This window comes from Archangium gephyra, from assembly GCF_042230915.1.
Lineage (GTDB): Bacteria > Myxococcota > Myxococcia > Myxococcales > Myxococcaceae > Archangium > Archangium gephyra_B.
Genome location: NZ_CP102578.1, coordinates 10707842 through 10721531, shown reverse-complemented (window position 1 = coordinate 10721531; position 13690 = coordinate 10707842). Strand labels below are relative to the sequence as shown.

Annotated in this window: 10 protein-coding genes; 9 read left to right on the top strand and 1 reads right to left on the bottom strand. The window is 69.0% G+C overall.

The features are described 5' to 3' along the window. Window positions 1-93 precede the first annotated feature (93 nt). From NR798_RS42170 to NR798_RS42130, 9 genes are all read left to right on the top strand, one after another. A complete protein-coding gene (locus NR798_RS42170; protein ID WP_375768254.1) occupies window positions 94-510 on the top strand; it encodes a hypothetical protein in 417 nt (138 codons plus the stop codon). Between the two features lie 254 nt (window positions 511-764). Continuing rightward, window positions 765-2309 (top strand): alpha-amylase family glycosyl hydrolase, encoded by a 1545-nt coding sequence (locus NR798_RS42165; RefSeq protein ID WP_375768253.1) that lies wholly within the window; start codon window positions 765-767, stop codon window positions 2307-2309. A gap of 33 nt (window positions 2310-2342) precedes the next feature. Then, on the top strand, window positions 2343-3437 hold the full coding sequence (locus NR798_RS42160) for an ABC transporter ATP-binding protein (RefSeq protein WP_375768252.1): 1095 nt from the start codon (window positions 2343-2345) through the stop codon (window positions 3435-3437). A 30-nt stretch (window positions 3438-3467) separates the two neighbouring features. Continuing rightward, window positions 3468-4697 (top strand): extracellular solute-binding protein, encoded by a 1230-nt coding sequence (locus tag NR798_RS42155; RefSeq protein ID WP_375768251.1) that lies wholly within the window; start codon window positions 3468-3470, stop codon window positions 4695-4697. A gap of 8 nt (window positions 4698-4705) precedes the next feature. Beyond that, window positions 4706-6754: a carbohydrate ABC transporter permease gene (locus NR798_RS42150; RefSeq protein ID WP_375768250.1), complete on the top strand. Its 2049-nt coding sequence runs from the start codon at window positions 4706-4708 to the stop codon at window positions 6752-6754. After that, a complete protein-coding gene (locus NR798_RS42145) occupies window positions 6754-7632 on the top strand; it encodes a sugar ABC transporter permease (RefSeq protein ID WP_375768249.1) in 879 nt (292 codons plus the stop codon). Before NR798_RS42150 ends, NR798_RS42145 begins: the two co-directional genes overlap by 1 nt. A 45-nt stretch (window positions 7633-7677) precedes the next feature. Beyond that, window positions 7678-8520 carry a glucodextranase DOMON-like domain-containing protein gene (locus NR798_RS42140; RefSeq protein ID WP_375768248.1) on the top strand — a complete coding sequence of 281 codons (843 nt, stop codon included), beginning with the start codon at window positions 7678-7680 and terminating at the stop codon, window positions 8518-8520. A gap of 118 nt (window positions 8521-8638) precedes the next feature. Continuing rightward, on the top strand, window positions 8639-10873 hold the full coding sequence (locus NR798_RS42135; RefSeq protein ID WP_375768247.1) for a hypothetical protein: 2235 nt from the start codon (window positions 8639-8641) through the stop codon (window positions 10871-10873). 93 nt (window positions 10874-10966) lie between these two features. Beyond that, the gene (locus tag NR798_RS42130; protein WP_375768246.1) at window positions 10967-11995 is read left to right on the top strand and encodes a glucodextranase DOMON-like domain-containing protein; all 1029 of its coding nucleotides are present in this window, start codon (window positions 10967-10969) and stop codon (window positions 11993-11995) included. Here the strand turns inward: NR798_RS42130 and NR798_RS42125 are convergent. Beyond that, the gene (locus NR798_RS42125; protein ID WP_375768245.1) at window positions 11921-13588 is read right to left on the bottom strand and encodes an alpha-amylase family glycosyl hydrolase; all 1668 of its coding nucleotides are present in this window, start codon (window positions 13586-13588) and stop codon (window positions 11921-11923) included. The genes NR798_RS42130 and NR798_RS42125 overlap by 75 nt on opposite strands. Window positions 13589-13690: the final 102 nt, after the last annotated feature.

Below are 13690 nucleotides of genomic sequence, written 5' to 3'. Positions count from 1 at the left end.
AACCGCTCCTCCCGCGCCGTTGCGGCCCCCCCAGGCCCGCTCCACCTTCCCCCGTGAGGTGCCACGTCGCGCACCCAGAGGGGGCAAGCGGGCATGAGGCGAATCATCTGGGGCGCGCTGGTGGGCGCGGTCGTGCTCGCGGGTTGCAAGACGGACAGTACGGTGGCGATGCGCAGGGGCTCGGGCAGTGATGGCCCCGTCGCGCAGAATCCCTCCTCGCTCGAGCGGGGCTTCACCCTGAAGGGCAAGGTCACCGGAGAGTACTCGGACGTGCTCGTCATCGAGGACAAGTGGGGCCGGCCGCGCTACCTGCGCATCACCGACCAGACGCGCTACTACCAGGACGGGAAGCAGATCGGCCGCGAGTTCCTCGCGCCCGGCTCCACCGTGCGCGCCTCCTTTGCCAACAACGACACCGAGATGGTGGCCCGGGAGATCACCGTCGTGGAGGACGTGGGCAAGGCCGATCCCGTCCAGCTCCCGGATCGCACCGTCACCACCCCGTATTGAGCCGCGGCGGTGGCGCGCCGTGTCATGTCACGTGTCACCTGGGAGATGACGTGACGGTGCGTGCACGCGCGCGCGCGCTTTATGTGAAAAAGACAAGATAACCTCGTGAATCGCCGGGAGTTTCGGAACATCCCGAGCCGGGAGGTTCACTTTCCAAAGCGGGTGTGAAAAAGTCCCGCGCAATGGTTGATTCGTCGCCTCGTCGCCCCCGGGACAGACGCGCGAACATTCGTCATCCTCTCGCGACCTCCCTGTTGCTCTTCCCGCTGACGCTGGCGGGCTGCGCTCACCCGCAGCAGCCGGCCCCCCGGGAGACCACCTCGGAGGTGAGCACGGGCGCGCCGGCTCCGGTCGCGCCCGAGGCTGCTCCCGCCCCCGCAGCGGTGGCCGCTCCCGCCGCGCCCGCGCGCCACTGGGCCGACGAGGTCCTCTACTTCGTCGTGCTGGACCGGTTCGCCGACGGCGACGCGGCCAACAACGTCAAGGTGGACAAGAAGGCCCCGGGCGCCTTCCACGGTGGAGACTTCAAGGGCCTGCGCGAGCAGCTCGACGAGCTGTCGTCGCTGGGCGTGACGGCCCTCTGGATGACCCCGGTGGTGAAGAACATCGACGGCTTCGTCACCGGCGCCGGCTTCCCGGACTGGGGCTACCACGGCTACTGGGCGGATGACTTCCAGCAGGTGGATCCTCGCTTCGGCTCCGAGCAGGAGCTCAAGGCACTGGTGGACGCGTGCCACCAGCGGGGCATCCGCGTGCTGCTGGACGTGGTCTACAACCACCCCGGCTACAACTCGCGCTACCTGACGGCGCCCGAGACGAAGGGCTGGCTGCGCTCGGAGGAGAAGGGCACCTGCGGGCAGGATGACGTGACGAGCTGCGTGTCCGGCCTGCCCGACTTCAAGACGGAGCAGCCCGAGGTGGCGAAGTACCTGCTCGACGCGCAGCTTGCCTGGGGCAAGCGCTCGGGCGTGGACGGCTTCCGCCTGGACACGGTGAAGCACGTCGACCATCCCTTCTGGCAGGAGCACCGCCGCCGCACCCGCGAGGAGCTGGGCAAGGACTTCTTCCTGCTCGGCGAGGTGTGGGGCGGGGACCGCGAGTCCCTGGACCCGTGGTTCGTCAGCGACGAGATGGATGCCGGCTTCGACTTCGGCTTCCAGGGCAATGCGCTCGCGTGGGCGCTGGGACGCGGCCGCACCGTGGCCTTCGACTCCTACCTGCGCTCGCGGCACAAGGTGCGCAAGGGCTACCACCTGTCGCACTTCCTGTCCTCGCACGACGTGCCCGGCCTGCTCTTCCAGCTCCAGGGCGACAAGCCGCGCTTCCGGCTCGCGGCGGCGCTGCAGCTCACCACCTCCGGCATCCCCGTCATCTACTACGGCGAGGAGGTGGGCCGCCCCGGCGGTGACTGGCCCGCCAACCGCGGCGACATGCCCTGGGGCACGCGCGCGGTGCAGCCCGGCGCCGGCCTGCCTCGCGACGAGGCCCTGCGCGACTTCTACCGCAAGCTCATCTCCGTGCGCCGGGCCCACCCCGCGCTCTCGCGTGGCACCCACAAGGGGCTCGCCACCGACGGGGACGTCTACACCTTCCTCCGGCACGACGCGGAGTCCGGTGACGCGGTGGTGGTGGCGGTCAACCGCGGTGAGAAGAAGGCGTCCGCTTCCTTCCCCTGGCCCGAGGCCTGGAGCGGTGCGGACGCGGAAGATCTGCTCGACGGGGGGCGCCTGACGGCGGGCCCCACGATGGAAGTCACCGTCGAGCCGCTGTCCGTCCGCATCCTGGGCCGGGCGCGATGAACTGGATGCAATCCCGAGTGGGGAGAGCCTGAGATGGCCGGAGTCGTTTTCAAGAATGTGGCCAAGCGGTACGGAGACGTGTCCGTCATCGAGGGGTTGAACCTCGATATCCGCGACCACGAGTTCATGGTGCTGGTGGGCCCCTCGGGCTGTGGCAAGTCCACCGCGCTGCGGATGATCGCCGGCCTGGAGGAGATCACCGGCGGCAACCTCTCCATCGGTGAGCGCGTCGTCAACGAGCTGCCTCCCAAGGACCGCGACGTCGCGATGGTCTTCCAGAACTATGCGCTCTACCCGCATATGACCATCCGGGAGAACCTCGAGTTCGGCCTCAAGATCCGCAAGACGCCCAAGCCGGAGATGGACCGGCTGGTGAACGACGCGGCGGAGATTCTCGGCATCACCCACCTGCTGGAGCGCAAGCCCAAGCAGCTGTCCGGTGGTCAGCGCCAGCGTGTGGCGCTCGGACGCGCCATCGTGCGCAAGCCGGCGGTGTTCCTCTTCGACGAGCCCCTCTCCAACCTCGACGCCAAGCTGCGCGTGCAGATGCGCTCGGAGATCAAGAAGCTCCAGCAGCGCCTGGGTGTCACCTCGGTCTACGTCACGCACGACCAGATCGAGGCCATGACGATGGGCCACCGCATCGCGGTGATGAAGGACGGCAAGCTGCAGCAGCTCGGCACCCCGCTGGAGGTGTACGAGCGCCCGGCCAACGTCTTCGTGGCCCAGTTCATCGGCTCGCCACCCATGAGCTTCACCTCCGCCACGCTCTCGGCCAATGGCGAGGTGCTCGAGGGCGACGGCTTCAAGCTGCCCGTCCCCCAGAGCCTGCGCCCGGTGACGGCGGGCAAGGGCGGCCGCAAGCTCAAGGTCGGCATCCGCCCCGACCACATCCTCACCCCCTCGGCCACCGCCCGCGGCGAGACGGCCTCGCTGGAGGTGAAGGTGGAGCTCGTCGAGCCGCTCGGCAACGAGGTCATCGTCCACTCCCGCCTCGCCGAGAACTCGCTGGTCTTCCGGCTCCCGCCCCAGCACACTCCGGAGACCGGCGCGAAGCTGGCGGTGGTCATCGAGTTGGAGTCGCTGCACCTCTTCGACGCCGAAACCGAGCAACGACTGTCCGTCTAGTCGAGTCCCTACCCCTCAGGAGCTCCCGACATGAAGAACCTGCGACTGATGATCGCAGCCGTGGGCCTGTGTGCCCTCGGTCTGCTGTCCACCCCCGCCTCCGCCCAGCCCAAGGAGATCGTCCTGTGGCACGGCTACCGCGCCGAGGAGAAGGCCGCGCTGGAGAAGGTGATTGGGCAGTTCAACGCCGCCAATGCCTCCAAGGGCATCCAGGTGAAGACGCTCGCCGTGCCGTATGACGCCTACGCGGACAAGATCTCCGCCACGGTGCCGCGCGGCAAGGGCCCCGACATCTTCATCTTCGCCCAGGACCGCCTGGGTGGGTGGATCGAGGCCGGCAACACGGTGGAGCCCATCGACTTCTACCTGGATGATGCCACCCGCAAGCGCTTCATCCCCACCACGATGGAGGCGATGACCTACCGCGGCACCGTCTACGGCCTGCCGCTCAACTACAAGGTCGTCACGCTCATCTACAACAAGAAGCTCGTGCCCACCCCGCCCAAGACGAGCGGCGAGCTGGTGACGATGGCCAAGAAGCTCACCGACAAGAAGGCGGGCCGCTTCGGGCTGGCCTACGCCTACGGCGACTTCTACTACCACTCGGCGCTGATGAACGGCTTCGGCGGCGGCGTGTTCGGCCCGGGCACCACGCCCACCCTCAACTCGCCGGCCAACGTGAAGTCGGTGGAGCTGATGATGAAGTGGGCGGAGAAGGACGGCATCCTGCCCGCCGAGCCCTCCAGCGCGCTCATCACCTCGCTCTTCAACGACGGCAAGGCGGCCATGGTGTTCTCCGGCCCCTGGTTCCTCGGGGAGATCGCCAAGGGCGTGGACTACGGCCTGGCGCCGCTGCCCACCCTGGACGAGGCCGGTGGCAAGCCCATGCGCCCGTGGATGACGGTGGAGGGTGTGTACGTCTCCGCTCCGTCGCAGAACAAGGACGCCGCCTTCGAGGTGGCGAAGTTCCTCACCAGCACCGAGGCCGCCAAGGTGCTCGCGCTGGAGGGCCGCCAGAGCCCCGCCAACCAGGCCGTGTACGCGGACCCCAAGGTCGCCGGCGACGCGCAGCTCAAGGCCTTCCGCGACCAGGTCGAGGTGGCGGTGCCCATGCCCAACGTGCCGGAGATGACGATGGTCTGGTCGCCGGCCACCTCGGCGATGACCAGCGTCCTCAAGAAGGCTTCCACCCCCAAGGCCGCCCTCGACGTGGCCCAGAAGGCCGTGGCCAAGGACGTGGCCGGCCTGCGCAAGAAGTGAGGCACTGAGTGAGCACGACGGCCCCACAACGTTCCGGCGGCGAGCCCGCCGTCCTCCCGCCCGGCGAATTCACCGAGCCCCTCCACAGCGCGGGCGGTCCCTCGGGTTCTCCCCAGGGCCGGGCCCCGCACCGCGTGCGGGTGCTCGTGGGGCTGTCGCTCGCCCTCGGTCTGTCCCTCGTGCTCGCCCAGGGCCTGCTGGCCAAGGCCCTGGAGACCATCGCCACCGAGCGCGCGGACCGGCAGGCCTTCGTGTCCCTGCGGGCGCTGGAGGACCTCGTCCAGCGCGCGGGGGGCTCGGGTGAGTCCGTGCGCGCCGTGGTGTCCGCCTGGCAGCAGCAGCTCCCGGCGGGCAGCGCGGTGCGCGTGATTGCCTTCTCGGGCATCCAGCTCGAGGCCTCCACCTTCCCCGAGGACCAGGGGGAGAAGGCGGCGCCGCGCCGGCTGTCACGCGAGGAGAAGCCCCTCTACGACCGCGGCCAGCGGCTGCGCGCCGCGGTGGAGACCAACCGCGAGGAGGGCACCGCGCGCAAGCTGGAGGTGGAGGCCGAGGCGCTGCCCAACGGCGGGCGCCAGCTGAGCGCGCCGGTGGAGGTGAATGGCGCGGTGGTGGGCATGGTGGAGCTGGCCACGCCCCCCCTGAAGGCGCCGCTCGTCCCCAGCACGGGCTCGCTGCTGCTGTGGTTGCTGGTGCCGCTGGCGCTGTGCGCGGGCGCCTCCTTCGCCGTGCGCAAGCAGGGCCTGCTCGTGCTCGCCTCGGTGGTGGCGCTCGCGGTGGGCCTGGGCGGTTACGCCTCCTACTCGCTGGGCGTGCTGGACGCCCAGGTGCGCGAGACGCAGACGCTCGTGGCCGGGCAGGTGCGCGCCATGTCCGAGCGCGCCCAGGCCGTGGTGGCCGAGCGGCAGCTCGCGGCCGAGCCGGCGCTGCAGCCCGGCAACTGGGACTCGGACGCGTACCGCCGTCCGCTCGGGCTCGTCACCCCCGCGGGAGCGGTGAACGAGGCGGCGGTGACGGCGCGCGTGGCGGAGCTGCGCTCGGGCGCGGGCCGGGCCCTGGGTGGCCTGGGCGCGCTGGCGCTCGCCGTGCTGCTCTTCATCGGCATGGGCGGCCTGGCCCGCACGGTGGAGACGGTGGTGGAGAACCGCACCGCGTACGCCTACATCGCCCCGGCGATGGTGGGCATGGTGGTGCTCGTCTTCTTCCCGTTCTTCTACGGCATCACCCTGTCCTTCACCGACTCCAACCTCTACAACACGGGGCAGTCGCTGACGGACATCTGGGTGGGCCTGCGCAACTACGCGGAGATTCTCGGCGACTTCAGCATCGCCAAGCGGGCGCAGGACGGCTCCATCGTCTTCAACTACCTCAACTTCTACTACACGCTCTTCTTCACCGTGGTGTGGACGGTCACCAACGTCACCATCGGCGTGACGGTGGGCCTGGTGCTCGCCCTCATCCTCAACGTGCAGGGGCTGGCGCTGCGCCCGGTGTACCGCGTGCTGCTCATCCTCCCCTGGGCCATGCCCAACTACATCACCGCCCTCATCTGGAAGGGCATGTTCCACCAGCAGTTCGGCGTGGTGAACCATGTCATCCGCATGTTCGGCGGCCAGGGGCTCGCCTGGTACGACACGCCCGTCAGCTCCTTCTTCACGGTGCTGGCCACCAACGGCTGGCTGAGCTTCCCCTTCATGATGGTGGTGTCGCTCGGCGCGCTCACCTCCATCCCCGCCGAGCTCTATGAGGCCGCGCGCGTGGACGGCGCCTCGCGCTGGCAGCAGTTCACCGCGATTACGCTGCCCGCGCTCAAGCCCGCGCTCGTGCCGGCCATCATCCTGTCGGTGGTCTGGACCTTCAACCAGTTCAACGTCATCTTCCTGGTGACCGAGGGCGAGCCGAGCAACTCGACCGAAATCCTCGTCACCCAGGCGTACAAGTACGCCTTCCAGCGCTACCGCTACGGCTACGCGGCGGCGTACTCCACCGTCATCTTCGGCATCCTGCTGCTCTACAGCGTGGTGCAGAACCGCGTCTCTCGCGCCACGGAGGCCGCCTGATGTTCTCGCGCCGCGAAGGGGTCCCCCACTGGCCGCTGCATGCCTTCCTGGCGGCCTTCACCCTCTTCACCCTCTACCCCATCCTCTGGGTCATCACGATTGCCCTCTCGGGCAAGCAGAGCCTGGCCATCACCACGCTGCCCGAGTCGCCGACGATGATGGACCGCGTCCGCGCCGTCACCCCGTGGCCGGAGACGCTGTCCTTCTCCAACTTCAGCTCGGTGATGGAGGATCAGCCCTTCGCCCAGTGGATGCTCAACAGCGCCATCATCGCGCTGGGCACCACGGTGGTGGGCGTCTTCCTGGCCTGCACCGCCGCCTATGCCTTCAGCCGCTTCAAGTTCACCGGCCAGCGCGCCGGCATGATGGCCTTCCTCGTGTCCCAGATGTTCCCGGGCACGCTGATGCTCATCCCCCTCTACATCATCCTGGTGCAGTGGCTGGGCCTGGGCAGCTCGCGCCTCGGCCTCATCATCGTCTACGCCACCACCTCCATTCCCTTCAGCGTGTGGATGCTCAAGGGCTACTTCGACACCATCCCCAAGGAGCTGGAGGAGGCGGCCGTCATGGAGGGCGCCTCGGCGGGGAAGATCTTCTGGACCATCATCCTGCCGCTGGCCAAGCCGGCCGTGGCCGTCACGGCGCTCTTCTCCTTCATGACGGCGTGGAACGAGTTCATCCTCGCCGCCACCTTCATGGACCAGGAGACCATGTACACGGCGCCGGTGGGCCTGCGCTTCTTCGTGGGCGGCTTCTCCCAGCAGTGGGGCTACTTCGCCGCCGGCTCCATCATCGTCTCCATCCCCGTGGTCGTCCTCTTCCTGTTCCTCCAGAAATACCTCGTGTCCGGCCTCACTGCCGGTAGCGTCAAGGGGTAGTCCGCAGCTTCCTCGGCGCAGTTCCCTCAACAAGGAGCAATTGCAATGAAGACCTCCCGTCTCGCAGTGCTGTCGCTGGCCGCCGCCCTCCTGGGCGCTCCCGCCCTCGCCGCCGACAAGGTGTCCTTCAAGGACCCCACCGGGGATGACAACGGCCCGGGCACCTACAAGTACCCGACCGACCCCGTGTACAAGCGCGGCTCGTTCGACCTGACGGACTTCACCTTCGAGAAGAAGGGCACCAAGGCCGACATCACCCTGGGCTTCAACACCACGCTCGCCGACGAGTGGAAGACGGGCTCCGGCTTCGCCGTGCAGATGGTCTTCGTCTTCATCGACACGGACGGCAAGGAGGGCAGCGGCTCCACCGACTCCCTGCCGGGCCTCAACGTGAAGTTCGCCCCCAACAACGGCTGGGAGAAGGTCATCATCATCTCCCCGCAGAACTCCGCCCGCGTGAAGGCCGAGGTGGGCAGCAAGGCCGGCGCCGCCAAGGACAACGTCCTCGTCCCCACCCGCACCAAGGGCTCGGGCCGCAAGGTGTCCGCCACCGTGGACCTGGCCGGCCTCGAGGGTGACCCCTCGCAGTGGGGCTTCCAGGTGGTGGTGCAGTCCAACGAGGGCTTCCCCTCGGGCAATGACCTGCTCACCCGCAAGGTGAACGAGTACGAGGGCCAGCACCGCTTCGGCGGCGGCAACGACGGCGACTGCGATCCGCACGCCGTGGACGTGCTCGCCGGCCAGGGCAAGGGCGAGGCCTCCGAGGTCAAGGCCCAGCACGACATGCTCAGCTACGAGTGCGCCGAGGACGGCAGCGCGAAGAAGCCGGCCACGCTGACGATGGTGGGTGGCACGGCCAAGGCGGCCGCGGCCCAGGAGCAGAAGTAGTCCTTCCCAGATTCACGCATTCCTGCCGGAGGTCGCGCGGGCGGTGATGAGCCGTCCGCGCCGGCAGCCGGGAAGCCCCCGCTTCCCGGGTCGGCTGCAAAAGAGAGGGGTATCACCCATGAAGACGAAGTCCCTGCGGAAGGGCGCAGTCGCCCTCACCGCCGCTGCCACCCTGCTGCCCGCTACCGCCTCGCTCGCCCAGGAGGCCCCCAAGCTCCAGATTGGCGGTACCACCTACACCAAGTGGCTGTATGGCAACACGCGCCAGCAGGGTGCGATGTACAACTTCACCACCATCCCGGGTGAGGGCTCCGGCGACAACGGCATCGGCACCGAGCTCGAGCTGTTGCTCAACGCGCGGCTGTCCAGCGCCGTCGAGGTGCGTGGCCGCATCCACAGCCGCTTCAGCCAGAACTTCTGGTCGAACTTCGGCGGCTTTGGCGGCAACCCCAGCGGCCCCTGCGTCAACGGCGACTGCGGTGAGTTCGACTCGCGCTCCAACCAGTACATCAAGCTGCGCGGTCTGGCCGTCACCCTGACGCCGGGCTACCTCATCGACTCGGCCACCATCGGCGCCAACGACTTCGGCCAGTTCGATCCGTACGTCGTCGGCCGCATCCGCTACATCGACCGCGACAACGCCTACGGCGTGCTCGTGCAGGGCTCGGCGCTCGATCGCAAGCTGACGTACGACGTGGCCGGCATCTCCCTGCCCCGCCTCTGGGCCGGCCCCAACTACAAGACGGGCGCGTTCCACACCACGGACGCCTCCTACGTCTTCCAGGCCAAGTACGCCTTCAACGACATGGTCGACGTCGGTGGCATCTTCCAGTACGCCATCGACAACGAGCTGGAGATTGGCGACAACAACGTGGACAACGGCCGCAACCTCTTCCCGCGCTTCCGCAACGGCGTGGGCGGCGTGAAGGCCGGCGTCCACATGGGCTCCGTGTTGGACGTGAAGGGCTCGTTCTACCGCTCGTACATGCACGCGGAGAACACCAACTACTTCGGCACCGACGGCAATGATCCGCGCTGGGTGCCCAAGAGCTTCGGCATCAACGGCTACTCGCCGGTGCCCGCGGGCAAGCACGAGGACAACACCTGGAAGGTGGACCTCACGCTGAATGATCCGCTGGAGATCGGCCTGTCGCTCAACGTGCAGGGCTTCAGCATCGGCGCGGACTACGTGGCCATCATGGCCGCGCGCCGCGAGTCGGACGTGCTGCTCACCGAGGGCCACGACGCCTCGTTCGCCTTCCCCGGCCCCAACAACGCCAAGTACGGCGTGTTCGCCGGCAACCCGACGGCCATTGGCTACGGCGGTTGGACCAACGAGACCCAGCAGGTGGCCACGCTCAACGTGGACAACGAGTTCACGGACTTCGACGAGCCCCTGGCCGAGACGGCCATCGGCTGGAAGGGCGTGACGTTCAACCCCGTGTACAGCAACGGCGCGCTGGACATCGCCGGTGAGTACTCGTTCATCACCTACAACCAGAACTGGCAGGCGTGGGGCAACGACTCGCGCTCCATCACCGACACCCAGTACCCGGGCGCGGAGCTGGACTCGGGCGTGCTGCACAACTACCGCAGCGCCTACCAGCCCTTCCAGGACAAGCAGACGCACATCGCGGTGGCCAAGGCCCGCTACGTGCTGGACCTGGGCCGTGGCATCGACGTGTTCGGCAAGTTCAAGTACATCCACGACTCCGACAAGCGCCTGAACGACAAGAAGTACCTGCCCTACCAGGACGGGGACTGCCCGGGCGGCGGCGTGGCCTGCGCCGGCGTCAAGCGCAACTACGGCACGGACGCCAACGGCAACCCGCTGTCCACCGCCGACTTCTACGGCAACCCGGACCTTGTCACCCGCGAGGGCGTCACGGGCTACAAGTTCAAGCCCTTCGACGACATCTCCGATGACGACCGCGTGCTGAACTACTCCAGCTTCAACCTCGGCGCCGGCTACCAGCTGACGGACGACCTGTACACGTCCCTGAGCTACACCAAGTTCCTGGCGGACCTGCAGGACGGCAACACGGCGTTCCAGTCCTACAACCTGCACCAGATGGTGTCGGGCAAGCACGACAAGAACCTGGTGTCGCTGAAGGCCAAGTACATCCTGGCCGGTGTGGAGTTCGGTCTCGAGGGCCAGTACCTCTTCGGCACCTACACGCCTGACTACGGCACGGGCTTCGTGGCCCAGGCCGCCGACGAGAAGATCTCCAAGGACCACGGCGTGACGGTGGGCTCGCTGGGCTTCACCAACCGCTACGGCGGCTGGAACCCGCTGGAGACGCGCTCCTTCGAGCACGTGCGTCTCAAGGCGTTCATGAAGGCGCAGTTCTAGCCGCTGCGTTTCCGATGCACTCCGAGGGGGCCCGGCGCGCGGTGACGCCCGCCGGGCCCCTTCGCTTTTCCAGCCTCCCGAGGAACCCTCCGTATGGTGCTTCTCCGCCGCCTCTCCCTGCTCCTGCTGCTGGCCGCGTGCGCCAGCGCCTGCCGCGGTACGCGTGGTGACACGCAGCTCTTCTCCCTGGCGGACCCCCGTGGGGACGACCATGGAGACGGCGCGCTGCGCTACCCGCTGCGCCAGGACCTGGGGCCCGGCTCGTTGGATCTGCTGGCCTTCCGTGCGTTCGCGGAGCGCGGAGGCACCCGCTTCGAGGCCACCTTCGCCCAGCCCATCGCCGTGCCCCAGCGCAGGACGGTGGACGCGGCGGGCACCACCCTGGCGGACATGGCCCGCCACGGCTTCTACACCTTCAACCTGGACGTGTACGTGGACGAGGACCGGACGGAGGGCTCGGGCCGCACGGACACGCTGCCCGGCCGCCACCTCGCGCTCACGCCCGGCAGCGCCTGGGAGAAGGCCATCGTCCTCACCCCGCGCCCCTACGAGGCACGCGACGTGCTGCGCAAGCTGTGGCGGGACGCGGCGCTCGCGGAGGCCCAGCGCCAGGGCTCGCTGAGCGAGGCGGACGTGCGGGCCCTGGAGGAGCGGGTGGAGCGGCAGCTGGAGGAGCGCGTCTTCTTCCCCACCCGCATCCGCGTCTTCGGCCCCTCGGTGTCCTTCTTCGTCCCGGAGGGCTTCCTCGGCGGCCCGGCCCAGCCCTCGTGGGGCTACGCGGTGGCGGTGACCGGGGCCACGCTGGACAGGCGGGTGGAGCTGCCCTCCCTGCTCGGCAGCATGACGGCACCGGCCCCGCAGGGGCTGATGGTGCTCGGCATCGGGCCGGGCGTGTCGCACGAGCGCTTCGGCGGCGGCCGCCTGGGCGGTGGGGCCCAGTCCCCCGTGGTGGACCTGCTCGTGCCCGAGGGCTCGCGGCAGGAAGACGTGCTCGGGCCTCAGGCGCCGGGCTGGCCCGCGGTGGTGCCGGTGCCGCCCGCGCCCGCGCTACCGCAGGCGCCAGATGCCGGTGGCGCGGGCGGGCAGGGTGACGCTCCAGCCCCCGTCACTCCGAACGGGTGAGCCCACGGACGGGTCGGCGAAGAGCACCTCGGCCGACTCACCCTCCAGCGCGAAGGGGCCCGCTGTCTCCACCGCGTCACCGAGGTTGTGCACCACCAGCACCCGCTCCGCTCCCCACGTGCGCACGAAGGCCAGCGTGGGCGCGCGGCCCTCGGTGGAGGTGAGCAGCCGCAGGCCGCCGCGGTCCAGCGCCTCCGAGGCGTGGCGGGCCCGGATGAGGCCGCGGTAGCGCGAGAGCAGCGAGCCGGGCGCGTCCGACTGCGCGGCCACCTGGGCGCTCTCGCGGCCCGGGGCGAAGGAGAACCACGGCGTGCCGCGGGTGAAGCCGGCGCCCGCGCTGGCGTCCCAGACCATGGGCGTGCGCTTGGCCTCGTCGTTGTTGGTGGTGCCGTTGGCCATGCCCACCTCCTCGCCGTAGTAGACGAAGGCCGAGCCCTGCATCGTGAGCAGCAGCGAGGCCGCGGTGGCGAGCGCGCCCGCGTTGCCGCCCAGTTGCGTGGCCGTGCGCACGCTGTCGTGGTTGGTGAGGAAGGGCGCGTCCGCCACACCCGCCGGGTAGCGGCTGCGCATCTCCGCCAGCTTCAGCGCCACCCCATTTCCATCCCCCGAGCGGGCGGCCTTGAGCAGCTCGTCGGCGAGCGGGAAGTTGAAGTTGAGCTGCAGCTCGTCCCCGCCGGGCACCTGGGCCGTGGAGCCGTAGTAGGTGGCGATGGCCGGGGTGGTGGTCCAGTTCTCCCCCACCAGCACCGCGTCGGGCTTCACGCTCCGCACGTGCGCGGAGAATTCCTTCCAGAAGGCGTGCGTCTCGGCCGTGTCCGCCTGGCCGGAGACACCCGGGCCGTTCTCGATGAGGTAGCGCGCCGCGTCCAGCCGGAAGCCATCCGCGCCCTTGCCCAGCCAGAAGGAGGCGATGCGTCTGGCCTCCTCGCGCACCGCGGGCGTCTTCAGGTTGAGGTCCGGCATGCCGCCCCAGAAGACGCCGTAGTAGTACGCGCCGTTGCGCTCGTGCCAGGTGGAGCCCTTGGCGAAGACGTCCCACGGCGGCCGCCAGCCCAGGTCCGTGTCGCTCCACACGTACCAGTCCCGCTTCGCCGACGTGCGCGAGGCGGCGGACTCCACGAACCACGGGTGCTGCGAGCTGCTGTGATTGAGGACGAGGTCCAGGATGACGCGCATGCCGCGGCGGTGGGCCTCGGCGCACAGCCGCTCGAAGTCCTCCATGGTGCCGTAGTCCGGGTGGATGCGCTCGTAGTCCACCACGTCGTAGCCGTGGTAGCTGGGCGAGTCGAACACGGGCATCAGCCAGAGCGCGTCCACGCCCAGGTCCGTGGTGGTGCTCGGGTCTCCGTCGTTGAGGTAGTCCAGGCGCGAGATGAGGCCGGGCAGATCGCCTTTGCCGTCTCCATTGGAGTCCTGGAAGCTGCGGACGAAGATTTCGTAGAAGACGGCGTGCCGGTACCACTCGTCGCCCGCGGGCGCGGCGAGCTCCACGGGAGGCCGCGCCGCAGGCGGGTTGTCGGTGGAGGACGGGCCCGCGATGCAGGCCGTCAGGGCGAGGCAGGGGACGAGGCGCAGGTGACGGGAGCGCAACATGGGGGCGAGGCTTAACAGCGCCCCAGCCCCCGTGCCAGCCGCCCCAGGTGAAGGCCCTGGAGCCTCTCTGGTATACGCTGATGAACACTCCGGCGTGCCGTG